At 66.2% G+C, this 25,486-nt stretch carries 25 protein-coding genes; 15 read left to right on the forward strand and 10 right to left on the reverse strand.

All coding sequences use genetic code 11. The features are described from left to right. Positions 1–80: 80 nt before the first annotated feature. Positions 81–1,100, reverse strand: a complete 1,020-nt coding sequence (locus ACIBW7_RS21035) for a sugar ABC transporter substrate-binding protein (RefSeq protein ID WP_397048666.1) — start codon at positions 1,098–1,100, stop codon at positions 81–83. Between the two features lie 133 nt (positions 1,101–1,233). Here ACIBW7_RS21035 and ACIBW7_RS21040 point away from each other — a divergent pair, with 133 nt between their 5' ends. Then, positions 1,234–2,289, forward strand: a complete 1,056-nt coding sequence (locus ACIBW7_RS21040; protein ID WP_397048668.1) for a LacI family DNA-binding transcriptional regulator — start codon at positions 1,234–1,236, stop codon at positions 2,287–2,289. A gap of 78 nt (positions 2,290–2,367) precedes the next feature. Here the strand turns inward: ACIBW7_RS21040 and ACIBW7_RS21045 are convergent, their stop codons facing one another. From ACIBW7_RS21045 to ACIBW7_RS21070, 6 genes are read right to left on the reverse strand one after another with little or no spacing between them, the layout of a single operon-like run. Then, complete coding sequence (locus tag ACIBW7_RS21045) at positions 2,368–3,924, reverse strand: MFS transporter (protein ID WP_397048670.1); 1,557 nt, start codon at positions 3,922–3,924, stop codon at positions 2,368–2,370. 8 nt (positions 3,925–3,932) lie between these two features. Further along, the gene (locus ACIBW7_RS21050) at positions 3,933–4,769 is read right to left on the reverse strand and encodes a mycofactocin-coupled SDR family oxidoreductase (RefSeq protein ID WP_397048672.1); all 837 of its coding nucleotides are present in this window, start codon (positions 4,767–4,769) and stop codon (positions 3,933–3,935) included. Between the two features lie 9 nt (positions 4,770–4,778). Then, on the reverse strand, positions 4,779–5,453 hold the full coding sequence (locus tag ACIBW7_RS21055; protein ID WP_397048674.1) for an SRPBCC family protein: 675 nt from the start codon (positions 5,451–5,453) through the stop codon (positions 4,779–4,781). After that, on the reverse strand, positions 5,450–5,935 hold the full coding sequence (locus ACIBW7_RS21060; RefSeq protein ID WP_397048676.1) for a (2Fe-2S)-binding protein: 486 nt from the start codon (positions 5,933–5,935) through the stop codon (positions 5,450–5,452). Before ACIBW7_RS21060 ends, ACIBW7_RS21055 begins: the two co-directional genes overlap by 4 nt. Beyond that, positions 5,928–6,803, reverse strand: coding sequence for an FAD binding domain-containing protein (locus ACIBW7_RS21065; protein ID WP_397048678.1), 876 nt, complete (start codon positions 6,801–6,803; stop codon positions 5,928–5,930). Before ACIBW7_RS21065 ends, ACIBW7_RS21060 begins: the two co-directional genes overlap by 8 nt. Beyond that, on the reverse strand, positions 6,800–9,172 hold the full coding sequence (locus ACIBW7_RS21070) for a xanthine dehydrogenase family protein molybdopterin-binding subunit (RefSeq protein ID WP_397048680.1): 2,373 nt from the start codon (positions 9,170–9,172) through the stop codon (positions 6,800–6,802). The genes ACIBW7_RS21065 and ACIBW7_RS21070 overlap by 4 nt, the downstream gene beginning before the upstream one ends. Positions 9,173–9,493: 321 nt before the next feature. Between ACIBW7_RS21070 and ACIBW7_RS21075 the strand changes: the two genes are divergently transcribed. From ACIBW7_RS21075 to ACIBW7_RS21135, 13 genes are all read left to right on the forward strand, one after another. Next, a complete protein-coding gene (locus tag ACIBW7_RS21075) occupies positions 9,494–10,567 on the forward strand; it encodes an XdhC family protein (protein ID WP_397048682.1) in 1,074 nt (357 codons plus the stop codon). A gap of 35 nt (positions 10,568–10,602) precedes the next feature. After that, positions 10,603–11,319, forward strand: a complete 717-nt coding sequence (locus ACIBW7_RS21080) for a TetR family transcriptional regulator (protein ID WP_397048684.1) — start codon at positions 10,603–10,605, stop codon at positions 11,317–11,319. Between the two features lie 374 nt (positions 11,320–11,693). Further along, positions 11,694–12,026: a 2Fe-2S iron-sulfur cluster-binding protein gene (locus tag ACIBW7_RS21085; protein WP_397049065.1), complete on the forward strand. Its 333-nt coding sequence runs from the start codon at positions 11,694–11,696 to the stop codon at positions 12,024–12,026. 22 nt (positions 12,027–12,048) lie between these two features. Continuing rightward, positions 12,049–13,344, forward strand: coding sequence for a cytochrome P450 (locus ACIBW7_RS21090; RefSeq protein ID WP_397048686.1), 1,296 nt, complete (start codon positions 12,049–12,051; stop codon positions 13,342–13,344). Positions 13,345–13,363: 19 nt separating this feature from the next. Continuing rightward, positions 13,364–14,668 carry an MlaD family protein gene (locus tag ACIBW7_RS21095; RefSeq protein ID WP_397048688.1) on the forward strand — a complete coding sequence of 435 codons (1,305 nt, stop codon included), beginning with the start codon at positions 13,364–13,366 and terminating at the stop codon, positions 14,666–14,668. Continuing rightward, the gene (locus ACIBW7_RS21100; RefSeq protein WP_397048690.1) at positions 14,665–15,702 is read left to right on the forward strand and encodes an MCE family protein; all 1,038 of its coding nucleotides are present in this window, start codon (positions 14,665–14,667) and stop codon (positions 15,700–15,702) included. The genes ACIBW7_RS21095 and ACIBW7_RS21100 overlap by 4 nt, the downstream gene beginning before the upstream one ends. Positions 15,703–15,706: 4 nt before the next feature. Next, positions 15,707–16,759: an MCE family protein gene (locus ACIBW7_RS21105; protein WP_397048692.1), complete on the forward strand. Its 1,053-nt coding sequence runs from the start codon at positions 15,707–15,709 to the stop codon at positions 16,757–16,759. After that, positions 16,756–17,868, forward strand: a complete 1,113-nt coding sequence (locus ACIBW7_RS21110) for an MCE family protein (protein WP_397048694.1) — start codon at positions 16,756–16,758, stop codon at positions 17,866–17,868. Before ACIBW7_RS21105 ends, ACIBW7_RS21110 begins: the two co-directional genes overlap by 4 nt. Next, complete coding sequence (locus tag ACIBW7_RS21115) at positions 17,865–18,977, forward strand: MCE family protein (RefSeq protein WP_397048696.1); 1,113 nt, start codon at positions 17,865–17,867, stop codon at positions 18,975–18,977. Before ACIBW7_RS21110 ends, ACIBW7_RS21115 begins: the two co-directional genes overlap by 4 nt. Then, positions 18,974–20,269, forward strand: coding sequence for an MlaD family protein (locus ACIBW7_RS21120; RefSeq protein WP_397048698.1), 1,296 nt, complete (start codon positions 18,974–18,976; stop codon positions 20,267–20,269). Before ACIBW7_RS21115 ends, ACIBW7_RS21120 begins: the two co-directional genes overlap by 4 nt. A 28-nt stretch (positions 20,270–20,297) precedes the next feature. Continuing rightward, entirely contained in the window at positions 20,298–20,888 is a 591-nt protein-coding gene (locus tag ACIBW7_RS21125; RefSeq protein ID WP_397048700.1) for a hypothetical protein, read from the forward strand. 4 nt (positions 20,889–20,892) lie between these two features. Then, positions 20,893–21,735: an MlaE family ABC transporter permease gene (locus ACIBW7_RS21130; RefSeq protein ID WP_397049067.1), complete on the forward strand. Its 843-nt coding sequence runs from the start codon at positions 20,893–20,895 to the stop codon at positions 21,733–21,735. Between the two features lies 1 nt (position 21,736). After that, complete coding sequence (locus ACIBW7_RS21135; RefSeq protein WP_397048702.1) at positions 21,737–22,591, forward strand: MlaE family ABC transporter permease; 855 nt, start codon at positions 21,737–21,739, stop codon at positions 22,589–22,591. Between the two features lie 13 nt (positions 22,592–22,604). Here ACIBW7_RS21135 and ACIBW7_RS21140 read toward each other — a convergent pair whose 3' ends face one another. The 3 genes from ACIBW7_RS21140 to ACIBW7_RS21150 are packed head-to-tail and all read right to left on the reverse strand — an operon-like array spanning position 22,605 to position 24,073. Further along, complete coding sequence (locus ACIBW7_RS21140) at positions 22,605–22,739, reverse strand: hypothetical protein (RefSeq protein ID WP_397048704.1); 135 nt, start codon at positions 22,737–22,739, stop codon at positions 22,605–22,607. A 42-nt stretch (positions 22,740–22,781) separates the two neighbouring features. After that, positions 22,782–23,606: an SDR family oxidoreductase gene (locus ACIBW7_RS21145; protein WP_397048706.1), complete on the reverse strand. Its 825-nt coding sequence runs from the start codon at positions 23,604–23,606 to the stop codon at positions 22,782–22,784. After that, positions 23,603–24,073 (reverse strand): VOC family protein, encoded by a 471-nt coding sequence (locus ACIBW7_RS21150; RefSeq protein ID WP_397048708.1) that lies wholly within the window; start codon positions 24,071–24,073, stop codon positions 23,603–23,605. The genes ACIBW7_RS21145 and ACIBW7_RS21150 overlap by 4 nt, the downstream gene beginning before the upstream one ends. 88 nt (positions 24,074–24,161) lie before the next feature. Between ACIBW7_RS21150 and ACIBW7_RS21155 the strand changes: the two genes are divergently transcribed. Next, positions 24,162–25,463 (forward strand): acyl-CoA dehydrogenase family protein, encoded by a 1,302-nt coding sequence (locus tag ACIBW7_RS21155; protein ID WP_397048711.1) that lies wholly within the window; start codon positions 24,162–24,164, stop codon positions 25,461–25,463. The last annotated feature ends 23 nt before the right edge of the window (positions 25,464–25,486 follow it).

Here is a 25,486-nt window from a genome sequence, read left to right on the forward strand (position 1 = left end):
CCGGCGCCCGGCCCCGTCGTTGTGCCGGGGCGACAAGGCCCAACTCGTCATCCCGGCACGGGCTCAGCGGGCCGCGGCGCTCACCCCCAGCAGTTGTCCAGGCCGTACTGCACGTCCTTGGAGTCCACGCCCGCTTGCGGTTTCGCGGTGATCAACGTGACGCCGGTATCGGTGTAGCCACTGACCTTCTTGCCGTTCTTGGCGTAATCGACGACCGCCTTCACGCCCTCGCTGGCCATCTTCAGCGGGTACTGCTGCGAGGTCGCCGCGATCTTGCCGTCCTTGACCGCCTGCACACCGCTGCAGCCGCCGTCCACCGACACGATAAGGGCGGTGTTCTCCTTGCCCGCGGTCTTCAGCGCGGTGTACGCACCCAGCGCGGACGGCTCGTTGATGGTGTAGACGAGGTTGATGTCGGGATCCTTCTGCAGGCAGGTTTCCATGGCGGTCTGTGCCTTGGCCTGGTCGCCCTGGGCGGGCTGCGCGCACACCACATTCGGCGCGGTGACGTCCTGGGTCATGTCCTGGGTGGCCTGGGCGGTGCCGTAGCCGGACAGGAAACCGTTGTGCCGCAACACACCGACGGTGACGCCGGGGTTGAGGTCGATCATCGCGATCTTCACCGGCTTGTCACCTTCGGCGGCCTTTGCGTACTTGCCGATCAGCTGCCCCGCAGTGAAGTTGTTGGTTGCGAACAGGGCATCGACGGCGCTCTGCGGGTCGGTCGGGGTGTCCAGCGCGATCACCTGCACCCCCTTGGCGCGCGCCTTCTCGACGGCGGGCACGATCGCCTTGGTGTCGCTGGCGGTGATGAGAATGCCCTTGGCGCCGGCGTTGACCATGTTCTCGATCGCCGTCACCTGGCTGGCGTTGTCGCCGTCGAATTTGCCGGCGGCGGTCAGCAGTTTTACGCCCGCGGCATCGGCCTCCTTCTGGGCGCCCTCCTTCATCTTGACGAAGAAGGGGTTGGTGTCGGTCTTGGTGATCAGGCCGACCGTGATCTGCCCGGAACTGGAGCCATTGCCACAGGCGGCGGCCGAGAGGGCGAGGGCGCTGACGGCCAGACAGGCGGCGGCGAGGCGGACGGCACGAGAGGACATCGATGTGCTCCTGCGATACTGGTATGACAACGTTGTCATGACGATAGAACGTGATCGAGCTCACGTCTAGGGGAATCTTTTAAGATATTGGCCGAGAACAGCAGCGTTCCGCGACACATAGGAGAAGGTGGCAATGTCAGCGTTGTCAGACCGGTTGCCGCGCCGGGGCGCCACCATGCGCGAGGTCGCCGCGCTGGCGGGGGTCAGTATCAAGACAGTGTCGCGGGTGGTGCGCGGCGAGGGCGGCGTTTCGCCGGAACTGGCCGCACGGGTGACCGATGCCGCCGCAATGCTCGACTATCGGCACAATCTCGCCGCCAGCACGCTACGCGGCCACGGCCAGAAGACGGCCGCGATCGGCCTCGTGCTGATGGATGTCGCCAACCCCTACGCGTCGGCACTGCATCGCGCGGTCGAGGATTTCGCGCACGGCCGTGGCACTTTGGTGTTCGCGGTCAGCAGCGACGAGGATCCCCACCGGCAGCGGGAAGTCCTCGACGCCCTGCTGTCCCGGCGCGTGGACGGACTGATCGTGATGCCGGTAGGCGCCGACCACGGCGCGCTGCTCCACGAGCAAAGGCGCGGCACGCCCATCGTTTTCGTCGACCGCGCGCCGGCCACCGCTGAAATCGACAGTGTCACCGTCGACAACCACGACGGCGCACGTCGCGCGATCGAGCATCTGGCCGCCCACGGACACCGGCGGATCGCGTATCTCGGTGACCTGCAGACGATCTGGACCGCCGCCGAACGCTACGGCGGCTACGTCGAGGGTCTGGCCCGCACGGGAATCCCGCTCGACCCCACCCTGATCTGCGCCGACCTGCACTCACCGGAAGTAGCCGAGGCCGCCGCGGATGCCCTGCTGTCTCGCCCTGATCGCCCTACCGCATTGTTCAGCGCGCAGAACCTGGTCACCGTCGGCGCGCTGCGCGCGATCCAAAAACGCGGCCTGCAAACCGAAATCGCGCTCGTCGGCTTCGACGACCTCCCCCTGGCCGAACTCCTCTCCCCCGCCCTGACCGCGGTCACCCAGGACCCATCGAGCATCGGCCGCACCGCCGCCGAAATCCTGTTCACCCGCCTCGACGGCGACATCTCCGCACCACGTCACGAAGTGATCCCGACTCGTCTTCTCGTTCGCGGGTCCGGGGAAATAGCGGCGCCCGGTATTCGTGCCAACGGCTAGCTTTCATGCATCTCCACCCCGCGCCTCGAGCGACCGGAACTCCCGGAGCGCTGATCGCATCCACGGATTCAGGCTTGGTCAGTCGGGCTCGGCCACCCGAGTGGCGGTCGGTGCGGCAGCGGGCGGAGTCCGGCCCCGGCGCCGCCCGGGTGCCAATGCGCCGATGGCGAGGGCGGCGACCAAGGTCATTGCGCCGAGGATCGCCGCTGCTTGGCGGACGCCGTGGACGAATGCGGCCTTGGCCGCGTCGGCGAGCGGTTGCGCTTGCGGGCCCAGATGCTCAGCCACGGCCAGTGCGCCGACCAGTGAGCCGGAGACCGGACCGCGTAGCTGTTGCGGGAGCATCGGCAGAATCGTCGCGATCCGGTGACTGTAGCCCCCCGCGAGAATGCTTCCGGCCAAGGCTATTCCGATCGCGGCGCCGACCTCGCGCGATACGTCGTTCACGGCCGCCGCGATGCCGTGCTGGTCGGCTGGCACGCCCGCCATGATCGCGGTGGTGGCAGGCGCCGCTGACAGGCTGATGCCGAGGCTGACGATCAGCAGCGGCCAGACGACATCGAAATAGGTGCCATCGACCGACAAGCGGGCGACCGCCAAGAGCCCGACGCCCAACAGCGCGAGACCGCATAGGGTCTGCAGCCGCAGTCCGAATCGCTCGGCGAGCCACGGCGAGATCGGCGAGATGGTCACGAAGGGAATCGTCATTGGTGCCATGGCCAAGGCCGAGATCAGCGGACGGTAGCCGAGGATCAACTGCAGGAACTGCACGACAAGCATGAACATGCCGAAGGAAACCAGGAACTGAATCGCGACGGAGGCGGTCCCGGTGCCGAATCGACGATCGGCGAACAACCGGACGTCGAGTAGCGGATGCGCCACCCGCAATTCGATCAGTGCGAATATTCCGAGCGACACGATGCCACCGATGGCGGCACCGATTACCAGCGGATGTGACCAGCCGAGCTGCGGCGTCTCGGTTGCCGCCGCCACGATCATGCCGACGCCGATTGCCGAGGTCACCGTGCCCCACGGGTCGAAACCGGGCCGCGCCGATGCGATCGAATCGGGGATGACGCATCCGGTGGCGGCGAGCAGCGCGCTACATGCGCTCATCGCCGCCATGATCGAAAGCCAGGTCCAGAACTGCAACAGCAGGCCAGAGACGAGGATCCCGCCCACCGCGCCCATGCCCACAGAACCGGCCCACATTCCGACGGCGACGCCGCGCCTGCCCTCCGGCAATCCGGCGGTGAGTAGCGACAGCGTCGACGGCATCACCAGGGCGGCGCCGACCCCGGCCGCCGAACGAGCCGCGATCAGCCATATCGGACCGTCGAACAGCAGCGGCACCGCGGAAAACAGCGCGAACACTCCGAGACCGATAAGCAGCATCCTGCGGCGTCCGTACCGGTCCCCCAACGCGCCGCCGGGCAACACCAGACAGGCCAGCGCAAGGGTGTAGCCGTCCACGATCCAGGTCAGCTGCTGCTGGGTGGCGCCGGTGGCCGCGGCGATCTCGGGCAACGCGGTGTAGAGCGCGGCCATCGAAGCGACGACCAGCGCCACCGCGGCACAGGACAGCATCAGCGCCCACCGCTGCGTGACGGACAACCGTGTCGCGGTGGAGTTCATGTCCTGCCCTACTTGAGCATCATGCCGCCGTCGACCGGTAATGCCACCCCGGTGATATAACGGGCGTCGTCGGAAGCAAGGAACAGCACCGCATTGCTGATATCTTCCGGCTCCACCCAGGCGATCGGCAGCACGTGGAACATCTGCGCGACAGGGATGAAGTCGTCGACGGTCGGATTCTCCAGATCCGGTCGGAACATGCGGAAGGTGGGCTCGTTCAGCAGCATCGGCGTCGCCACGTTCGTAGGGCAGATCGCGTTCACGCGAATGCTCTTGTCCCCCAACTCCATTGCCAGCGAGCGCATGATGCCGATGACACCGTGCTTGGCGGCGGCGTAGTGGCCGATATTCGGAACGGCGCGCAGGCCGCCGATCGAGCTGGTGAGCACGATCGACCCGCCGCGACCGCCCGCGACGATATGCGGCACCGAGACCCGGGTGGTCATCCAGACACCGGTCATATTGACATCGATCATGTCGCGCCAGGTCTGTTCGCTCATCTTGTCCATCGCATCGCCATCGCTGGCCAACCCGGCATTGGCCACCACGATGTCGAGCCGGCCGAGTTGTGCGACGCCGTCGTCGACCACGGCCCGCATGGTCTCCAGATCGCGCACATCGGCCTCGACGGCGATGATGCGCCTGCCGGTCGCCTCGACCAGCGCGACCGTTTCGGCCAGGTCGTCCGGTGTCGACATCGGAATGGTGACACCGTCGAGCTGTTTACAGACATCGACGGCGATGATGTCGGCGCCCTGCTGCGCCAGTTTCACGGCGTGGCTACGCCCCTGACCGCGCGCTGCACCCGTGATGAAGGCGACCTTGCCTTCTACTCGTCCGGTCATCGGTATCACTCACTCCCTGGATTCGTGGCCGCCACCGGCCCGGTGCCGACGGCGAAGCAACAACAGAACTGTCAGCAGGACAGCAACGGCGATCGCGCCGTAGCGCGCGGCACCGCTCATGCCGCTGGCGGCGAGCAGATCGATCGGGGCGGCAGAGACGCGCGGCTCGGCGACCACGCCCGATTCGGCATGGTGCTCGACTTGCCCATCAGCCGAAGCGGATTCGGGCTCGCCGGGTGCCCCGGCGGTGATCTCGGCCGCGAGATTGGTGGCGAACGTTCCGATGAGCGTGCCGGCGACCTCGGCGAGCGCGCCTCGGCCGAATTGGGCCGGTTTACCCGTGACAGCCAGGTCGGTTTCGACGAAAACATCTGTCACGCCTGCTGATTCGGCGAGTCGGCAGGTGATCGTCGCCTTCGCGGTGCCGTTGCCGCGCGCCTCCCGCCCGCCGCCCTCGAGCACCGCGATCCCGGCCGCCTCGTCCTGCGAGGCGATCTTGATGGTGCCGGTATAGGACAGGGTGACCGGACCGAGTTTGACCTTGATCTTGCCGCGGTAGTCGTCGCCGTCGCGCCCGGTGATGGTGGCTCCGGGGACGCAGGGGGCGATCCGCTCGAGGTCGAGCAGCACCCGCCAGGCTTGTGCGGCGGGGGCGGGAATGCTGAAGGTGTTCTCGAACTTCATGCGGACTCCTTCGCGATCGATTCCGCGGCCGCACGAACGGCTTTCACAATTCCCTGATATCCCGTGCACCGGCAGACATTGCCGGACAGCGCCTCTCGAATCTCGTCGTCGGACGGATCCGGGCTTTCCTGCAGGAATGCGGTCACGCTGGTGATGAAACCCGGTGTGCAGAAACCACATTGGAGCCCGTGACAGTCTCGGAAAGCGGCCTGCACCGGGGATAATCGGCCGTCCGGCGATGCGATCCCCTCCACGGTCGTCACCTGCGCACCGTCGGCCTGCACGGCCAGGACCAGGCAGCCACGCACCGCCTGCCCGTCCAGCAATACCGTGCACGCACCGCACACCCCGTGCTCGCAGCCCAGGTGGGTCCCGGTCAGCCCGCATATTTCGCGCAGGTAGTCGGCCAGCGTCAGCCGAGGTGCCACCCGATGGCGCCGGACCCGCCCATTGACCCGCACCTCGATATCGATGTCAGTCATTGCTCGCCTCCTCAACGGCGCGGCGCCAAGCGCGCGCCACCATGACCGCCCCGACCCGTTTGCGGTAGTCGGCCGTGCCGTGCAGATCGGACGGCACCGCGCCCAACGGTTCCGTCGCCGCAGGACCGACCTCGTCGGGAGCGACTTCGGCGATGTCGCGGCCGATCAGTTCCGCCTCGAGGGCAGTGGCCCTGCTCGGGGCGGGGCCGAGCCCGAAAAGACCGATACCGCACCGGTCTATGCGGGAGTCGGCGTCGAGGCCGATGGCCACGACAGCACCCGCCAACGCGAAATCGCCACTGCGGCGGGCGAATTCCTCGATCGCGAAACCGCACCGGCCGCGCCGCGCCGGAAAGACGATCCCGGTCAACAGTTCGTCGGCGGCCAGTTCGGTGCTCCACATCCCGGTGAAGAAGTCCGACGCGGACAGGGTGCGGCGCCCGCGCGGCGACTCAGCCTCGATTCGCGCGTCGAGAACCATGGCCACCGCCGGATATTCGGCCGCGGCATCGGCGTGGGCGATCGAGCCGCCTATCGTGCCGCGGTTGCGGATCTGGGGATGACCGATCAGCGGGGTGGCCCGCGCCAGCAGTGGCACCGCTCGGTTGACTTCGGCGGACCGGCCGACCGTGGTGTGGGTGGTCCCCGCGCCGATCCACACCGAGTCCACGCGCGACTCGATACCACACAGTTGATCGATGCGGCGCACGTCGACCAGATGCTCGGGGACCGCCAACCGCAGTGCCAGCATCGGCACCAGACTCTGCCCACCGGCGATGAGCTTCGCCTCGTCACCGAGTTCGGCGAGCAGCTCGACGGCCGCCATGGTGGAGATCGGCGCGTGATATTCGAACGGCGCGGGTTTCATGCCGGCACCGTCCCGGTTAGATCGGCGCGCGCCTGGTCCACCAGTGCCACGATCGCCGCGGGCGACAGCGGCAGGTGGCCGGCCTCCACGCCGAACGGTGCGAGGGCATCGACCACGGCATTGATCACCGCAGGCGCGGACCCGATGGCGCCGCCCTCGCCGACACCCTTGAAACCGCCGGGGCCGGGGCTCGGTGTCTCGACATGTCCGACCTCGATAACCGGCACCTCGGTCGCGGTGGGCAGCAGGTAGTCCATGAAGGTTGTGCTGATCGGATTCCCGCTGTCGTCATAGGCGAGGTGCTCGTACAGCGCGCCACCGATGCCCTGGACGGTGCCGCCGAAGATCTGGCCCTCCACCACATCCGGGTTGATCATCGGCCCGCAGTCCTCGCTGACGATGTAGCGCAGCAATGTCACCGCACCCGTTTCTATGTCGACCTCGCAGGTGCACACATGGGTCGCGTTGGCCCAGATCATCATGTGCGGCGTCCGATATCGGCCGCTGGCCTCCAGGCCCGCGGGCACGCCCGGCGGCAGGTCGTATCCGTTGAAATAGGCGATATCGGCTATCTCGGCCAGCGTCATCGTCGCATCGGGCACGCCACGGACCCGCGCCTGTCCGCGCGTCAACTCCACATCCTCGATGGGCGCACCCAGTTTGTGCGCGGCGATCGCCACCATCCGCTCACGCAGTACGGCGGCCGTCTCCGCGATCGCGCCGGCCAGCATGGAACCCGACCGGCTGCCGCCGGTACCGCCGCCGAACGGAGTCAGTGCGGTATCACCTTGAATCGTGTGGACATCGGCGATGTCCACACCGAGCGCATCGGCGGTCAGCTGGACGACGGTGGTCTCCAAACTGTTTCCCGACGATCCGCCCGACACATACACATTGACCTTCCCGGAGGGTTCGATCCGAATGGTCGCGCCTTCGGTGCTGTGCAGCGGCGTGCCGCCGGTGGTCGGTTCGAGGTAGGTGCAGGTGCCGACCCCGAGGTAGCGGCCATCGGCCCGGGCGCGCCGCTGCTGGTCACGGAAGGCGTCGTAGTCGAGCATGGCCAGTGCCTGCTCGAACGTCTCGGACGGCGACACATCGGAATACGGCATGCCGTTGGGGTTGAACGTCGGAAACTCGTCCCTTCGCAACATATTTCGTCGTCTCAGCGCCACCGGATCCATCCCCATCCGGCGCGCCGCGGTATCCAGCAGCACTTCGCGGGCCACCGACTCGAACTGCCAGGGACCGCGATAGGCGACACGTCCAACGGTGTTCGAATACATAAGCCGCACATCGAATGTCGCGGCAGGCACCCGGTACGGTCCTGGGAACAGCATCCCGACCGGGATGGCGGCCGTCAGCGGTGATGGGGTCGGATACGCGCCGACGTTCTGCACGTAGTCGATGGCGGCGGCGAGAATGGTGCCGTCCGCATCGAAGGCCATGCGGGCATCACCGTGCTCGTGCCGGGCCATCCCGCCCGCCATCAGATTTTCCTGCCGGTCCTCGATCCATTTCAGCGCCACCGGCAGCTTGCGCGCGGCCAGCACGATGCAGACGTCCTCCCGCAACGGCGCGGCCTTCAGCCCGAAGCCGCCGCCGGTATCGCGCATGATGACCCGCACCGAATGTTCGGCGATGCCGAGCAGTCGCGCGCAGAAGCCGCGGATCTCGTGCGGCACCTGAGTGGATGCCCAGACCGTCAACTCCCCGCTGGGAGCCGACCATTCCGCGATCAAGCCCCGCGTCTCTATCGGCACCGGCGCGTACGCCTGCTGAAAGATCTGCTGCCGCACCACATATGCGGCCGAATCGAAGATCGGGTCGAGCTCTGCCGCGGGGCGCCCGCTCAGTGCGCCGGCCAGGTTGCCCGGGCACTGCGCATGCACAAGTTCGGTGGTTTCATGCGCCGTGCGGTAATCGACGACCGGCTCGAGCGGTTCGTAGTCGACGACCACCAACTCGACCGCATCCTCGGCCACATACCGATCGATGGCGACCACTAGGGCGACCGGATCACCGACGAAACGCACCTCGCCCTCGGCCAGCGGCGGCCGAGGCACCGGCGGCAGTCCGGGGGCGTCCAGCGAGTACGAGAACTGATGCACTTCCGGATTCAGGTCGGCCGCCGTGAACACGGCATACACTCCGTCGAGCGCCGCGGCCTCCGCGGTATCGATGCCGACGATGCGACCACGCGGGACCGGACTTCGCACGAAGCACGCGTGCAGCATGCCCGGCCGATGCACATCGTCGACAAAACTGCCCGCACCGGTCACCAACCGGAGGTCTTCGACCCTGGGCACCCGGGTGCCGACGAACCCGGTCGGCGCCGCTTCCGTCACCTGACGAATCCCGATATCTGTCATCAGGCGGGCCTCCCATTCACTGTGCGGAGCGTTTCCGCCACCACCGGGTAAATGGTGTCCGGAAACGCTCCGCCGGAAGAAATATGCACTACGGCGATGAAAATCTGGGAGCAGGGAAAAATGGCATCGCAATCCGTTCGAATCAACGCGATCCGGCACCCCTCGGAGCCGCTCATCGCTGCTGAGGAATTGTCTAGCACCGCATCCACAACGGTGTCAAGAGTGTAATATGTCTTGACTGAGAATTATGATCTCATCTCGGGCACTTATGATTCTTACACCTGCACCTGCCGTCGCGCAATGTCGTCGAGAGGGTCGATCATGCGGGAACTGACCGCGTCATTACTGCGCTGGCATGCGACCGATACGCAATACGCGATCGCGACCGTCGTCGGGGTGACCGGAAGCGCTCCCCGACCGGTCGGCGCCGCGCTCGCCGTCGATGCCACCGGAACCGTCCTCGGCAGCATCTCGGGCGGCTGCGCCGAGGCCGCCGCATACGAGCTGTGCCGACAAGTGCTGCGATCGGGCTCGCCGATGCGGGCGAGCTTCGGTTACCACGACTCCGACGCCTTCGCGGTCGGCCTGACCTGCGGCGGCACCATCGATGTTTTCGTCCATCGGGTGCGCCCGGCCGACTATCCGATCGTCGAAGCGGCGCTGCTTCCCCCCGGCCCGGTGGCGCTGGTCCGCGATCTGGACAACGGGGCCCTGACCACGGTCGATCCGAGCCGCACGGTCGGAGCGCATTTGGACGACGCCGTCGTCGCCGAGGTCCGCGCCATGCTGGACATCGGCGCAACCGGTGTCCGCACGATCGGCTGCGACGCGGGCGAATCGATGATCTTCGTCGAGTCCTTCGCGCCCCCGCCACGGATGATCGTCTGCGGGGCAACCGATTTCGCTGCGGCAGTGTGCCGGGTGGGCGGCCTGCTCGGCTATCGGGTCACACTGTGCGATGCCCGCGCGGTATTCGCGACCCGAGATCGTTTTCCGGATGCCGACGAGGTCGTCGTCGGCTGGCCGCACCGATACCTCGCGGACACCCCGATCGACGCCAGAACCGTGGTGTGCGTCCTGACCCACGACCCGAAATTCGATATCCCGCTGCTGGAGATCGCACTGCGCCTGCCGATCGCCTACGTGGGCGCCATGGGTTCGCGCCGCGCCGACGCCGAGCGCCGCACCCGGTTGCGCGCGGCCGGCCTCACCGATGTCGAGCTGGCTCGCCTGCACTCTCCAATCGGCCTGGATCTGGGCGGTCGGACCGCGGCCGAGGCCGCCGTCGCCATCGGAGCCGAAATCGTCGCGGTCCGGCACGGCGGATCGACCCGACCGCTGCATGCCACCGATCGGCCGATCCATCCCGCCGAAAGCGTTCCATCGAGTCAGTAACGCGGTTACTATGGTAACCGTGTTACAGTTCTCGCGTGAGTCGGACAGCAGCACGGATTCCGTCGAAGAAGATCATCAAAACCGTGCTCGCACTGCTACAGACCGACGGCTACGACGCGGTCCAACTGCGCGAGGTAGCGCGGCGCGCCCACGTATCACTCGCGACGGTGTACAAGCTGTTCCCGACCCGGGATGCGTTGATCATCGCCGCGGTCCACGAGTGGATGGCCACCAACACCTATCCCGACATCGCACCTCCCACACCCGAGGAATCGATCGCCGACGGCGTGATACGCGTGCTGCGACATGTGTTCGAACCATGGGAGCGCAATCCAACGATGCTCGAAGCATTCCACCGGGCCCACTCGGCCCCGGGCGGCGCGCGCCTGAGCGTCGACGGGTTCGCCGCCGTCCTGCCGGTGGCCGGACAGATCCTCGACGGCGCCGATCCCGAGTACCTCGAGGACATCGGGCTGATACTGACCAACGTGATCTACGCCCTGATCGCGCGGGTCGCCGACAAGACCCTCGACATCGACGAGATCCTGCCGATACTCGAACGTGCCGTGCGGCGCCTCACCGCGGACAACACGGACCAGGACCGGGCAGTTCGCGAGCGGCGCGGCGCCACCGACCAGCGGCAGCCATTGGTGCTGGATCCATCGGTCACCGCGCCTTTCGTACGGGAACGCCCCCACGACACCGACGCGTCGGCGCAGGACGACGCCGCGCATCGACCGAACGCGGGCTAGCAGGTCTCGAACACAGCCACACCGTCCGCCGGGTCGCCGCGACACCGCGGCCCGGCAGCAACGGGAGGTGGTATTTCTGATCGGAAATCCGATCGTTCAACAGAAATAGAATTAAGTTGTACGAGTGACCGAAATTTTCGGTTCCTTGATTCGAGGCACCCTCCGATTATCATGCGGTGAAGGTGCATTTCAGCGCGCCGAAAAAAAGGAATCGGCAGCCGAGAAAATATTTGCTCGCACCTATTGACCCGACCTGTGACCGCGCGCACAATCATCGGCGTAGCAAATCGGATCAGGAACTCGGATTCGATTTCGGAGCAGCTTTTCTCCGCATGCGCTGCCGCCATAATCCAACGAAAGTGATTTCGCGATCGATGTTGATCCCGCACACTCCCACGCCCGCCGAATCCGGGCTACCTCACAATGCGGTGGCAAATGGAATTGTGACAATTCACTTGGATGGTGCCACGACGTCCCAGCCCGGCCGAGCCGGCGATACGGTGCTCGAAACCGCGCGCCGGGCCGGGCTGACACCACCGTTTTCCTGCGAGGCAGGCAACTGCGGAACATGTATGGCCACCCTCGTCGACGGGCGGGTCGTGATGAAGGTGAACGACGCGCTGACCGACGACGACGTCGCGGCCGGCTACATCCTCACCTGCCAGGCCGTTCCCCAGACCACCTCGATCACCGTGGAATACCCGTGACCTCCCGACCCAGGAGCCGACGATGACCGATTTCGACACCATCGACTACTTCACCGATCCGGCACTCGTGCCCGATCCCTATCCGTATTACGACCACTTACGCGCCAAGTGCCCGGTGACGCGGGAACCGCACTACAACGTCCTCGCGGTGACGGGATACGAGGAAGTTTCCCAGGTCATGCGCGACGCCGACACGTTCTCCTCGTGCATCGCGGTAGGTGGCCCGTTCCCACCACTGCCGTTCGAGCCGGAGGGTGAGGATATCAGCGCGCAGATCGAGCAACACCGCACCGAGCTGCCCATGTACGAGCACATGGTCACGATGGATCCCCCGGAGCACACCTATGCGCGGTCGGTGCTGAACCGGCTGTTGACACCCGCGCGGCTGAAGGAGAACGAGGAGTTCATGTGGCGGCTGGCCGACCGCCAGCTCGACGAATTCCTGGCCAACGGCCGCTCCGAATTCGTCGCCGAGTACGCGAAACCGTTCTCGCTCTTGGTGATCGCCGATCTGCTCGGCGTTCCCGAGCAGGACCACCAGGAGTTCCGGGTCGTGCTCGGCGCCGACCGGCCCGGCAGTCAGGTCGGTGCGCTGGACAAGGTGTCGGTCGGCACGAATCCCTTGGAGTGGCTCGACGAAAAGTTCAGCGGCTATATCAGCGATCGGCGACGCGAGCCGCGCGACGACGTGCTGACCTCGCTGGCGCTGGCGAAATATCCGGATGGGTCGACCCCCGAAGTCATCGATGTGGTCCGTTCGGCGACCTTCGTATTCGGTGCGGGCCAGGAGACGACCGCCAAGCTGCTCGCCGCCGCCGTGCGCGTACTCGGTGACGATCCGGAGCTGCAACAGACGCTGCGTGCCGATCGCAGCCGCATCCCGGTATTCATCGAGGAAACGCTGCGCATGCACGCACCGGTCAAGAGCGGCTTCCGGCTCGCCCGCCGCAACACCGAGGTCGGCGGGGTCGACGTACCGGCCGGATCCACGCTCATGGTCTGCCCCGGTGCGGCGAACCGCGACCCGAACCGGTTCGAGAACCCTCACGAGTTCCGCATGGATCGCGCGAACTTCCGCGAGCACATGGCCTTCGGCCGTGGCGTGCACTCCTGCCCCGGCGGTCCGCTGGCGCGAGTGGAGGGGCGGGTATCGCTCGAACGCATCCTGGATCGGATGCTGGACATCACGATCGATGCCGACGAGCACGGTCCCGCGGACGACCGCAGCTACCGCTACGAACCCACCTACATCCTGCGTGGGCTCACCGATCTACATATCCGATTCACGCCACGAGACGCATCCGCGCCACGACAGTGAGTTGAATTTCGTGTCGATCATGTTCGAACCCGACGGCCGAGGCCCCTCCTCGGTTCGCCTGCTGGTGACCGGTGTCTGCTGCATCGTCGTCATAGCGGTCGCCGCCACCGTGATGGTCGCGATTTCCCGTGGGGCACTTCGCAAGACCGTGACGGTGACCGCCGTCATGGCCAATGTGGGCGATGGGCTGCCCACCAAGTCGGATGTGAAATTCCAAGGGGTTCGGGTCGGGTTTGTGACGGCGGTGACGCCAGCCGCCGTCACCGGCATGAACGATGTCCGAATCGAGCTGAGTCCGCACTTCGCGCAGGCGATTCCGGGCACGGTGACCGCGCGGGTGGTGCCGAGCAACGTATTCGCGGTGCCCTCGGTACAACTCGTCTACAACGGTGCGGCGGCGGCGCCGCTGAGTTCAGGTGCCCGGATCAGCCAGGATCACAGCCTGGCGACCGTGCGCTTGCAGACCTCGCTCGATCAGCTGCGGCGGATCATCGCCGCGGTCGGTCGGGAGGACACCGACAACGCGGTGGGCATGTTGGCGACCCTCGCCGAAGCCACCGAGGGGCGCGGCGCCGGCATCGAGAATGCGGCGGCACGGCTGCGCGATATCGTCGTCGAACTGGACAAGGTCGTCTCCGTGGACGCGGCGCCGTCCACGCTCGACTCGCTCTCGGCCGCGATGCGTGAACTCCAGTCGACGGCACCATATCTGCTCGACGCCATGCACCATGCGATAGTCCCGCTGCAGACGCTGGCAGAGCAGCGGGCGAAGCTCGCCGCGCTGCTGTCCGGCGGCCTGCACACGCTCGGCACCGTGGCCACCGCACTCGACCACAACACCGACAAAATCATCGATGTCACCACGCATATGTCACCCGCGCTCGGCGCAATCGGTGACGGCGCGAGCAAGTTTCCGCAGATCAGCGTTTCGCTCACGCGAATGACGGCCCGGTTCAACGAGTTGTGGAATCCGCAGACCCAACGGCTCAACGCGCGCGTCATTCTGCAGCTGACACCCAACCGGCAGTACACCTCGGCGGACTGCCCTCGGTACGGCGAACTGGCCGGTCCCAACTGCGCGAGCGGTCCGGCGACACCCGCCCCGGCCGAGGGCTTGCCGCCCGGCTTCGATCCGCGCCGCTTCCAACCGCCGGACTCCCTGCTGACCAACGATATCGGGCCGGTCGGCAGCGCCGCCGAACAGGAACGGATCGCCGAAATCCTCGGCGGCGAACCCAATGCCGCCGCGGATATCCTGTTCGCTCCACTGGCCCGCGGCGCCACCGTCGCGATCACATCGGACCCGAACGGGGGCACCCGATGAGCTACCGCGGATCACTGGTCGTCCTAGTCGCCTTCCTCATCAGTTCGGCGCTGCTCAGCTGGTCGGTCGCCGTCACCCTCGAGCGCGGCATCAGCGGCCAGACCACCAGGTACTCAGCACTGTTCACCAACGTATCCGGGCTGCGCGTCGGCGATGACGTCCGGATGGCCGGGGTGCGGGTCGGCCGGGTGGAATCGGTCGAGTTGGCGGGCACGCTCGCGCGCGTCGGTTTCCGCATCCACAGCGATCAGGTGCTGACCGGGAACACCACCGTATCGGTGACGTATCAGAACCTGATCGGTCAGCGCTATCTCGGTGTGGCCATGGGTAACCACGGCGACCCCACCGTACTGAAACCCGGCGCCGAAATTCCCGTCGACCACACCGAGCCGTCGTTCGATATCTCCAAGCTGCTCAACGGTTTCGAGCCGCTGTTCGGCACCCTGGACCGGACCGCGGTCGACAACATCACCGGCGCCCTGATCAAGGCGTTGCAGGGCGACAACGGCTCGGTCACCACACTGATCGCCGAGACGACCCGGCTGGCGGAATCCTTCGCCGGGCCGGACGAGGTGCTCGGCCAGGTCATCTCGAATCTCGCCACCATCGTGGGCAACCTCGCCCAGCAGAGCGGGAATCTGACCACGGTGATCGACCGGACGCGATCGATTTTCGAAGGCCTGCAACAGAATCGGCAGGCATTGTTCGATTCCGTGGACCAGATCGCGGTGGTGGTCGGCCGGGCCTCGCAGATCGTGGCCGCCGACCAGCCCACCCTCGTCGACTTCCTGAATCGGGAACCGGGATTCGCCCAGCACTTCCTGGACAACAAGGCGAAGTTCGAGTATCTCGGCTACAACCTGCCGATGGTCCTCAAAGGGCTGGCCCGCATATCGCAGGAAGGCGGTTACATCGACGCCTACGTCTGCGATGTGACCCTGTCGCTCGTCCCGGGTCTGACACCGCTGATTCCGCAAATAGTCGACGCGGTGACCCCCGGCGGGGTGGCCCAACACACCTCCAAGTGCAGGTGAGCACATGCGCATACCGTGGAATCTCGAGGGCCGCACGCGAATCGGGCGCCGGCAACTCGAAGACCTCAGCAGGCCGTGGCTCGGATTCACCGCGATTGCCCTCCTGGTCGTCGCGGTCGTCGCCGCGCTGGCCGTCAATTCGCTCGATATCGGTGAGCGCCGCCTGGAAGCCGACTTCGCACAGGCCGCGCAGCTCGGCGCAGGCGATCAGGTGACCGTGGCGGGGGTGCCGGTGGGCCATGTGGTCGGGCTGCGCTTGGCCGGCGACCACGTGACGGCAACGCTGAGCATCGCCGACCATGTGGCGCTCGGCCCCGCCACGACCGCGGCGATCAAACTCACCACCTTGCTGGGCAATCGGTACGTGGAACTCGCACCGGCCGGATCCGGTGCACTGCCTGATGGCCGAATTCCCTTGGCACAGACCAGTGTTCCCTACGATCTGCAGTCGGCCCTCGCCGACGCGACGACCACCTTCGATCAGGTCGATGCCGACAAGGTCGGGCAGGCGCTCACCGAGCTGTCCACCCAGCTGCACGGTTTGCCGCAGCTGATTCCGTCGGTGATGCAGAACATTACGACGCTGTCCGGTGTGATCGCCGAACGTCGCGGGCAGATCGGCACACTGCTGACCAGCACGAGCCAGCTCACCACGGTCATCGAGAACCAGCGGGCCGGCCTCGGCGTACTGGTCGACCAGGGCCGCGACCTGCTGCGGGAGGTCGCGGCGAAACGGCAGGCCATCGCGGCCCTCATCGCCGCCACCAGCAATGTGGTGCGGACGCTGCAGCCGATCGTCGTGGACGATCAACCTGAAATTCAATCCCTGCTCGACAATCTGAGCCAGCTGGTGCAGATGCTCGGTCGGCACGACGACCTGCTGCGCAACATATTGCAGATCCTTCCGGTCCCCTGGCGCAGCTGGGCGGACGTGACCGGCTCCGGCACGGAACTGGACGCCAACGCGTCCTCGGGAGCGTTCGTCGACTCCTTCATGTGCGCGCTGGTCGGCCGCGCGCAGGTCCAGCTGCCGCCGTATTCGGAGGACTGTCGATGAGATCGTCACCCCGCCCGGTGAAGCTGATTCTCGGACTCGCGGTTACCGCGCTGATCGCGGGCGCGGCCAGCGCCCCACTCGCCCAGTTGAATCGCGAAACCATCACCGTGACAGCGCATTTCGACAGTGCCGCCGGTGTCTTCGCCGGAAATCCGGTGGATGTGCTCGGCATGCGGATCGGCAAGGTGGCGAGCGTCGCGCAACGCGGCTCCTATGTCGAAGTGACGATGAATGTCGATGCCTCGGTGCGGATTCCGGCCGACGTCACGGCGGTGACCGTGTCGGATTCGGTGCTGACCGACCGGCACATCGAACTCACTCCGGTGTACCGCGGCGGGCCGACCCTCTCGGAGGGGGCGACGCTGGGTACCGATCGGACGAAGACCCCGGTCGAATTCGACAGTCTGCTCGCGATGGCGGACAAGCTGTCGACGTCACTGCAGGGCGACGGGCAGGGACGCGGCCCGATCGCCGACGCGGTCGATGTCGGCGCGGCGGTGGCGACCGACAACGGCGAGCAGATCAGGGCCGCGCTGGATCAACTGTCCCGAGCACTGCGCATGGGCGACGATCACGGTGTCGCCACCAAAAACGCGATAACCACCCTGGTGCACAACCTGGACTCGCTCACCGCCGCGGCCGCGAGCAACGACCAGACGATTCGCGACTTCGGCGCCGGGGTCCGTCAGCTGAGCGACCTGCTCGCCGAACAAAACCTCGGCACCGGCGACACCGGCGCGAAACTGAACGAAATCCTCACCCGGACAAATGATCTCATGCAGCGCAATCGCGGCACGCTGGCCGGTACGGCGAGCGGAGCCAACGTCATCTTCCAGAGTCTGTCGGATTACAACCGCAACGTCGCGGAATTCATGGACCTGTTCCCGCTGGTCGTCGACAACGCCTATGCCGTGATCGACCCGAATGTGGGCGCGGGCCGGGTGCACGTGAATGTGGACAAGGTCGCATTGGACGGGCAGATGGTGAAGCAGGTGTGCAACCTACTCGACCTGAAACGGCTCGGCTGCAACACCGGGAAGATGTCCGATATGGGGCCGGACTTCGGCATCGTGGCCATGCTGGCCGGAATCGCGGGATTGCCGAAATGACTACCAGGAAAATAACATTCACCGCTGCCGCCGTCGTACTCCTGGCCGCGGCTCCGGCGAGCGGGTGTTCGGTGGGGCTGGACCGGATGCCGCTGCCCGCGCCTTCGGTCGGATCGCACAGCTTCACGCTGACGGCCACCTTCGCCAACGCGCTCAATCTCCCGACCGAGGCCAAGGTGAAGGTCGACGGCGCCGATGTCGGGGAGGTCGAATCCATGACGGCACGCGATTATGCCGCCGTCGTCACCCTGCGGATCCGATCCGAGGTCGTGCTACCGGCGGGCACGACCGCCGAATTGCGCTCGGCCACACCGCTCGGCGATGTATTCGTCGCACTCGACCCGCCACCCGATCCGACTCCCGGGGCCCCGGCGCTGCGCGATGGGGACCGCATTCCGCAATCGTCGACGTCTGCGGCGGCCACCATCGAGGAAGTGCTCACGCGGGCGGCATTGCTGGTCAACGGCGGCGTGATCCGTGATCTGACGAAGGTGATCAACGGTCTCGGCGCCGAATTCGGCGGGCGGGGTGATCGCATGGGTGAACTGATCGCCCAGACGACCACATTGGTCCAGACCCTCTCGGCACGATCGGACCAGATCCGGGCGGTGGTGCACGATACCGCTGCACTGACCGCCACCGTGGCGGCGCAACAGTCGGTGGTGAACGACGTAGTCGCCGCTGCGGGCCCGGCGCTGGATGTCGTGGCCGCCAGCACCCAGGACATCGTGGATATCGCCGCCCAGTTGAATCGGATCGCCGGCCAGCTCACCACGTTTCCGTCGATCAACGGCACCGGAAAGCGCAGCCTGGTAAGCGATCTCAACAATCTCGCCGCCGGACTCAACACCGCCGCGACGGACCCCGGAGCCAACCTCGACGGGTTGAATTACACCCTGGCCCTGGTCGGTGGCAAGGTAGCGAACTCCACCGCCGCCGGCGCCGACGCCGATATCTATCAGATTGCGCTCGGCGCGGTGCCCGACCCGAACTTCCCGGGCAACCCGGAAGCCCGGGTACCCGACCAGACCGACTGGGCCAACTTCGCCGGTTCGTTGGCATACACCTTGGGCCGGTTGTACGGCCGAGTGATCGGGCCGGGACGATGAAGCGCCCGGAACCGAATCGGTCCTTCGAGGTGCGCGTGGAGTCGGCGGCAAGCGCGGCCCTCGCGGTCACCGACCGGTTGGTCCGTCATCGGCTCGTCGTGTCCTTGATCGCCCTGGTGGCCACGCTGATTGCGGGCGCAACGTATGTCGTGTTCGGATCGCTCGAGCTGAACCCGCTCGCCTCGACCTATCAGATCCAGGTCCACCTGGCCCAATCCGGTGGTCTGCTACAAGACCGGGATGTCACGGTGCGCGGTGTCCGCGTCGGCCGGGTGACTTCGGTCGATTTCGTGGACGGTCAAGTGGTCGCGCTCGCATCGATCGAGGCAGGCGCCAGGATCCCGACCGACAGCACGGTCCGGGTGGCCGGACTCTCACCGGCCGGCGAGCAATACCTGGATTTCGTCCCCGCCACCTCCAGCGGCCCGTATCTGGCCGCCGGTGCGGTCATCGGCGCCGACCGGACCACGGTGCCGGTGCAATTGTCCCAGTTGCTCGGCGACCTCACCGGCACCATCGCACAACTCGATCCCGAAAAGCTCGAGGCGATCGTGCACGAGTTGGGCGCGAGTTCGGCGGCGCCGGAGAAGCTGGCGGCGATCATCGATGGCGGCACCTTCATGATCACCACACTCGGTGCGGTACTCCCGCAGACCGTCAGCCTGCTGCGCAATAGCGAGGTGATGCTCGGCACCGCGCGCGACCTCGGACCGGGCCTCGCGATTACCGCGGCCGATCTCGAACGCACTCTCGCCGGGGTGAATTCGATGACGGGCGGGTTCGAAACCCTGGTCGACACCGCGCCGGAGATGCTGCGGACCATGGACCAGATCATCGCCGACAACTCCCCGACCATGGTCCAACTGCTCGGGAATCTCGCGACCGTGGCCCAGATGTCGTACGTACACGTGCCGGCCATAAACAATCTGTTCTTCCCCACGCATCGGCCCGGGTCCGCGGCGGACGCGTTGAGCACCGCATTCCACGACGGCGCGGTGTGGGCGATCGCGAGCATCTATCCGCGAAAGCAGTGCGACTACAACCTGCCGCGCCTGCCCATCACCGTCGCGAACCATCCCGAACCCTACTTGTACGCCTACTGCACCGACCCGGATCCGACGCTCGTGCCGCGCGGCGCGCGCAACGCACCGCGGCCCCCCGGCGACGACACCGCACACCCACCGGCCGGAGTCGATCCGCTGGCGACCGCCGATCCGACACCGCAGGGCCCGCTGTCGATCCCGACACCCTATGGCGGCGCACCCGTTCCGGCATATGTGCCGCCGAAGTAGCAAATAACAACGAAGGCCAGGAGTTTCGATGAAGCAACCAGTGCTGGAGACGGAAACCGCTACCGAGACATCCGATTCGGATTCAGTGGCCGAGGACTCGGTCGTGGACGAGGAGGCCGCACCGCCGTTTCGGCGGCGTCGCTGGGTACCTCGCGCCGCCGTCGGCGCCATCGCTGTCGTCGCGGTATCGGCATCGGTGCTTGCGGGCATTCTCGGCTGGAAACTGCACGACCGCGACGAGGTCGATGCCGCGGCCCGGCAGGCCGCAACCACCGCGCAGAACTACGCGATCACGCTGACCAGCATCGATTCCCAGCACATCGATCAGAATTTCGCCGCCGTCCTCAGTGGTGCGACCGGTGAATTCAAGGACACCTACACCCAGTCCAGTAACCAACTGAAGACGCTGCTGGTCCAGAACAACGCGGTGAGCAAGGGAAAGGTGGTGGGCTCCAGTATCAAGTCGGCGACGAAGGACCGCGTCGAGGTGATGCTGTTCATCGATCAGGAGGTCACCAACTCGGTGAGCCCCGATCCGCGGATCGATCGCAGCCGCATGGTCATGACCATGGAACGGGTCGGCGACAGCTGGCTGGCCGGCAAAGTGGAGTTGGTGTGATGTGATCGATCAATCCTCCGCACCGTCGGTCACGCGGATAAGGAACTGGGGACGCGGTTATCTGCACCGACATCCCGTCGCATCGCTCGATACCGTAGGCGCCCAGTTCATTCTGGGTGTGCGAGCCGTGCAGTATCTCGTAATCGATATAGCGACAGGCCAATTCGCGTTCAAGGAGTTCGTACAGCAGGCCGCTTTCATGATCAAAACCTCCTACCTGCCGACCGTCGCGGTCGCGTTGCCGATCAGCGCGACCCTCTCGATTCAATTCGGGCTGATCGCGGGTCAGGTCGGCGCGACCTCGCTGGCCGGGGCGGCCAGTGGTCTCGCCGTCATCCGCCAGGCGGCGCCGGTGGTCACGGCGATGCTGCTCGCGGCGGCGGTCGGCTCGGCGATCTGCGCCGATCTCGGTTCGCGCACCATCCGCGAAGAGATCGCCGCACTCGAGGTGATGGGCGTTTCGGTGCTGCGCAAGCTGGTGGTGCCGCGGGTGGCCGCCGGAGTGCTGGTCGCCGTCGGGCTGACCGGGCTGAGTGCCTTCGTCGGATTCCTCGCCGGATATATGTTCAATGTCTATGTCCAGGGCGGTACACCCGGCAGCTTCATCGCCACCTTCTCCTCGTTCGCCCGCATCGGCGATATGTATCTGGCGGTGGTCAAGGCCGTGGTGTTCGGGCTCATCGTGACCGTCGTCGCGTGCCAGAAGGGACTGAGCACCAAGGGCGGTCCCGGCGGGGTCGCGAATTCGGTCAACGCCACCGTGGTGGCCTCGATCGTGCTGCTCATGGTGGTGAACGTGGGCTTCACCCAGATGTACACCATGCTCTTCCCGCGGCAGGCGCTCTGAGATGGCCGCGCCGTACTATCCACTGCACATCAGGCAGGTGCTCCGCGTTGCCGACGCACCACTGCACGGGGCCATGCGCCTCGGGCATATGGCCATATTCTTCCTGCGCGCGCTCGCCTCCATTCCGATCGTCCTGCGCCACTACCGCAGGGAACTACTGCGCCTGATCTCCGACATCACCTGGGGCAACGGGTCTCTCATCGTCGGCGGCGGTACGGCGGGCATTATTGTCGTGCTCGGCGCGAGCGGCGGGGCGCTGGTGGGGATCGAGGGCTACAGCGCGCTGAAATTGCTGGGCATCGGCCCGGCGACAGGTCTGGTCTCGGCGACCGCGTCGACGCGCGAACTGGCCCCGATCATGGCTTCCATCGCCTTCGCGTCACAGGCGGGCTGTCGATTCACCGCCCAACTCGGCGCCATGCGCATTGCCGAGGAGATCGACGCGATGGAAACACTCGCCATCCGGTCCATCCCCTACCTGGTGACCACGCGGCTCATGGCCTCGGTGGCCGCCATCGTTCCGCTCTATCTCGTCTGTCTGGCAATGAATTTCGTCGCGGCCGAGGTAGCCATCGGCGTCGCGGGCAGCCAATCGCCCGGCACGTACGACCACTACTTCCGCATGGTGCTCAGCGCGACCGATGTCGGGTATTCACTGGCGAAAGCTGTCGTCTTCGTCGTCATCACCACGACCATCCAGTGCTACTTCGGCTACTACTCCGCGGGCGGTCCGGTGGGCGTCGGCATTGCCGCCGGTCGTGCGATGCGCGCCAGCATCACCGTCATGATCTGCGTCAATCTGCTGATGACGCTGGCGCTGTGGGGCTTCGACTCGGGAGCACGGATCAGCGGCTGACCGCGCCGGTCGACTACACGCCGCCGGTGGCGGGTTTGCGGCCGTGGCGCATCAGCACCGCGATCACCAGCGCCACGATCGCGGTTGCGGCCACGACCAGGCGAAGATCATGGGCGGCAACCTCGCCCGGCTGCTTAAGGTGTAGCAATCCCGTTGCCCGCGTTGCTGTTTGCGGCGCGGGCACCAGGGCCTAACCGCCTGTCCGCACCGCCGCCATAGCGCCGCCGTCCACGAGCAGGTCGACACCGTTGAGAAAGCTCGCCTGGTCCGACAGCGCGAATGCGACGGCGGCGGCGACTTCGTCCGCGGAACCCCTGCGCCGCAATGGTGTTCGCTGCACAAGCGCCGCCATGCTCGGATGATTGTCGGCTTCCTGGAGCCCCTGCGGAGTGTCGATGATGCCGGGTGAGACCGAGCAGATGCGCGCGCCGGCTGGGCCGAGGCGCACCGCCTCATATGCCACGAAGCGGTGCACGCCCCGTTTCGCCCAGCTGTAGGCGAGACCGGGATCCTCGACGGCGGGGCCGAGCGCATCGTGGATGCGCTCGAGAAACTTCTCATCGAGCGGATCGTCCACAACCGCGAGGCCGGCCGGGTCCGGCGCGACAGGATCGAGCAGCGGTGCCATCGAAGCGAAACACACCATGGCCGTGCCGGTTACGGCCAACGGGCGCAGCGCCTGCGCGAGCAGCGCCGTCCCGATCAGATCGACGGTGAAGATCCGGCGCCAGTCACCCATCGTCGGAGAGATACCAGCGGCATGGGCGACGGCGCGCAGTGTGCCGTGCCGATCCACCCGCTCGGCGAGCCGCGCCAGCCCTTCGACGTCGGTGACGTCGAGCTCCACCGCTTCGACTGTGGCACCGCCTTTTTCGGCCAAATGTTCCCGCGCGGCGGCCGCGGCAGCCGCGTCCCGATCCACCAGGAGCAGTATGTCGACCATCTCGGCCAGTCGTTGTGCACAGGCGTAGCCCATACCGCGACCCGCGCCCGTCGCAATACCCACTGTTGTCACGTGTCGCTCCTATCGGTTGTGGGCGTGGCCCAGCATTGGGCCAGGCTCGATTCCGCGGCCCGGTCGACCAGTTCCACCCGAAAGCCGTCGGCCCCGCGCAGAAATGCGAAGAACAGCCGCCCGTCGACGCCGGGCCGGGTGGCCTCGGTGACATAGCCGTGCCGGACCAGGTCGGCAGCATCGGCGGCCACGTCGTCGGACCAGTACCCGACGTGGTGGAGTCCGGCTGCCCCCGCGGGTTCCCACAGCGTGCCCGCGACACTACGCACAATCTCGAGCCGCGGCACGGTCGTGGAGTATCGGCATTTCAACTCCAGGACCGCCGTCCGGGTGTCGGGCAGGTCCACCGAGACCGGCCCGCCGACCTCAGGCCCCCACTCGTATCCGAGTACCGCCGACAGCGTCGCCGCGGTGGCCTCGAAGTCCGCCGCGACGATCCCGATATGGAACTGATCCTCGGCTCTCACGCGACGACCTCCATTCGGCTCGAAATTCCTGGAAGAATTGCATTCCGCTTCACGAGAAGCGTATTCTCATCAAGCGAGAGGAGATGCAATGGCATGGGATTTCGAGACTGACCCGGACTATCAGAAGAAGCTGGACTGGGCCGACGAGTTCGTGCGCGCGGAAGTCGAACCACTCGATCTGGTCTGGGAGCACGAGCAGTTCGTGCCCCTCGACGGGACACGGCGCAAGGCGATCCAGCCCCTCAAAGAGGAGGTGCGGCGTCAGGGTCTGTGGGCCACGCATCTGGGCCCGGACCTCGGCGGCCAAGGTTATGGACAGCTGAAACTGGCCCTGCTGAACGAGATTCTGGGCCGCTCGTCCTGGGCGCCGATCGTCTTCGGCTGTCAGGCGCCCGATACCGGCAACGCTGAAATCATCGCCCACTACGGGACGGCCGACCAGAAGCAGCGCTACCTGCAGCCACTGCTGGACGGTGAGCTGTTCTCCAGCTATTCGATGACCGAACCGCAGGCCGGCGCCGATCCGACCCAGTTCCAGACCCGGGCGGTGCGCGACGGCGACGATTGGATCATCAACGGCTGGAAGTACTTCTCCTCCAACGCCAGAACCGCCTCATTCCTCATCGTGATGGCCGTGACGAATACGGACGTCAGCCCCTACCAGGGCATGTCGATGTTCCTGGTGCCGACGGACACCCCGGGCATCGATATCGTGCGCAACGTCGGCCTCTACGGCGAGCCGATGAACGACGGCAGCCACGCACTCATCCATTACCAGAACGTGCGCGTGCCCGCCGAATCCCTGCTCGGCGGCGAGGGCCAGGCCTTCGTCATCGCGCAGACCCGCCTCGGCGGCGGCCGCATCCATCATGCGATGCGCACCATCGGGCTCGCGCAGAAGGCCATCGACATGATGTGCGAGCGAGCCCTGTCGCGTACCACCGCGGGCAGCAGGTTGGCCGATAAGCAGTTCGTACAGGGCTACATCGCCGATTCCTACGCCCAGCTGGCCCAGTTCCGGCTTTTCGTACTGCATACCGCTTGGAAGATCGACAAGTACAACGACTACAAGAAGGTCCGCAAAGACATTGCCGCGGCCAAGATCGTCATGCCGACGGTGCTGCACGATATCGCCTGGCGCGCAATGCAAGTGCACGGTGCCTTGGGCACCACCAACGAGATGCCGTTCTTCCGGATGATCCACGGAGCCGGTGTCATGGGGCTGGCCGACGGGCCGACCGAGGTGCACAAGACCACGGTGGCCAAGCAGGTGCTGCGCGACTACGAGCCCACCGACGGCATGTGGCCCACGGAATGGATTCCCGGAAAGCAGGAAGCCGCCCGGGCGAAGTTCGCCGAATATCTCGAGCACGAAGTAGGGAACCAGTGAGCATCGATACCGCCCGGCTCGCC

This window comes from Nocardia sp. NPDC049526, assembly GCF_044465765.1.
Classification (GTDB): Bacteria; Actinomycetota; Actinomycetes; order Mycobacteriales; family Mycobacteriaceae; genus Nocardia.

What these genes read in the sequence shown, in the direction of transcription:
- ACIBW7_RS21035 (WP_397048666.1), bottom strand. Translation starts at nt 1,100, where the DNA reads ATGTCCTCTCGTGCCGTCCGCCTCGCCGCCGCCTGTCTGGCCGTCAGC.
- ACIBW7_RS21040 (WP_397048668.1), top strand. Translation starts at nt 1,234, where the DNA reads ATGTCAGCGTTGTCAGACCGGTTGCCGCGCCGGGGCGCCACCATGCGC.
- ACIBW7_RS21045 (WP_397048670.1), bottom strand. Translation starts at nt 3,924, where the DNA reads ATGAACTCCACCGCGACACGGTTGTCCGTCACGCAGCGGTGGGCGCTG.
- ACIBW7_RS21050 (WP_397048672.1), bottom strand. Translation starts at nt 4,769, where the DNA reads ATGACCGGACGAGTAGAAGGCAAGGTCGCCTTCATCACGGGTGCAGCG.
- ACIBW7_RS21055 (WP_397048674.1), bottom strand. Translation starts at nt 5,453, where the DNA reads ATGAAGTTCGAGAACACCTTCAGCATTCCCGCCCCCGCCGCACAAGCC.
- ACIBW7_RS21060 (WP_397048676.1), bottom strand. Translation starts at nt 5,935, where the DNA reads ATGACTGACATCGATATCGAGGTGCGGGTCAATGGGCGGGTCCGGCGC.
- ACIBW7_RS21065 (WP_397048678.1), bottom strand. Translation starts at nt 6,803, where the DNA reads ATGAAACCCGCGCCGTTCGAATATCACGCGCCGATCTCCACCATGGCG.
- ACIBW7_RS21070 (WP_397048680.1), bottom strand. Translation starts at nt 9,172, where the DNA reads ATGACAGATATCGGGATTCGTCAGGTGACGGAAGCGGCGCCGACCGGG.
- ACIBW7_RS21075 (WP_397048682.1), top strand. Translation starts at nt 9,494, where the DNA reads ATGCGGGAACTGACCGCGTCATTACTGCGCTGGCATGCGACCGATACG.
- ACIBW7_RS21085 (WP_397049065.1), top strand. Translation starts at nt 11,694, where the DNA reads ATGTTGATCCCGCACACTCCCACGCCCGCCGAATCCGGGCTACCTCAC.
- ACIBW7_RS21090 (WP_397048686.1), top strand. Translation starts at nt 12,049, where the DNA reads ATGACCGATTTCGACACCATCGACTACTTCACCGATCCGGCACTCGTG.
- ACIBW7_RS21095 (WP_397048688.1), top strand. Translation starts at nt 13,364, where the DNA reads ATGTTCGAACCCGACGGCCGAGGCCCCTCCTCGGTTCGCCTGCTGGTG.
- ACIBW7_RS21100 (WP_397048690.1), top strand. Translation starts at nt 14,665, where the DNA reads ATGAGCTACCGCGGATCACTGGTCGTCCTAGTCGCCTTCCTCATCAGT.
- ACIBW7_RS21105 (WP_397048692.1), top strand. Translation starts at nt 15,707, where the DNA reads ATGCGCATACCGTGGAATCTCGAGGGCCGCACGCGAATCGGGCGCCGG.
- ACIBW7_RS21110 (WP_397048694.1), top strand. Translation starts at nt 16,756, where the DNA reads ATGAGATCGTCACCCCGCCCGGTGAAGCTGATTCTCGGACTCGCGGTT.
- ACIBW7_RS21115 (WP_397048696.1), top strand. Translation starts at nt 17,865, where the DNA reads ATGACTACCAGGAAAATAACATTCACCGCTGCCGCCGTCGTACTCCTG.
- ACIBW7_RS21120 (WP_397048698.1), top strand. Translation starts at nt 18,974, where the DNA reads ATGAAGCGCCCGGAACCGAATCGGTCCTTCGAGGTGCGCGTGGAGTCG.
- ACIBW7_RS21125 (WP_397048700.1), top strand. Translation starts at nt 20,298, where the DNA reads ATGAAGCAACCAGTGCTGGAGACGGAAACCGCTACCGAGACATCCGAT.
- ACIBW7_RS21135 (WP_397048702.1), top strand. Translation starts at nt 21,737, where the DNA reads ATGGCCGCGCCGTACTATCCACTGCACATCAGGCAGGTGCTCCGCGTT.
- ACIBW7_RS21155 (WP_397048711.1), top strand. Translation starts at nt 24,162, where the DNA reads ATGGCATGGGATTTCGAGACTGACCCGGACTATCAGAAGAAGCTGGAC.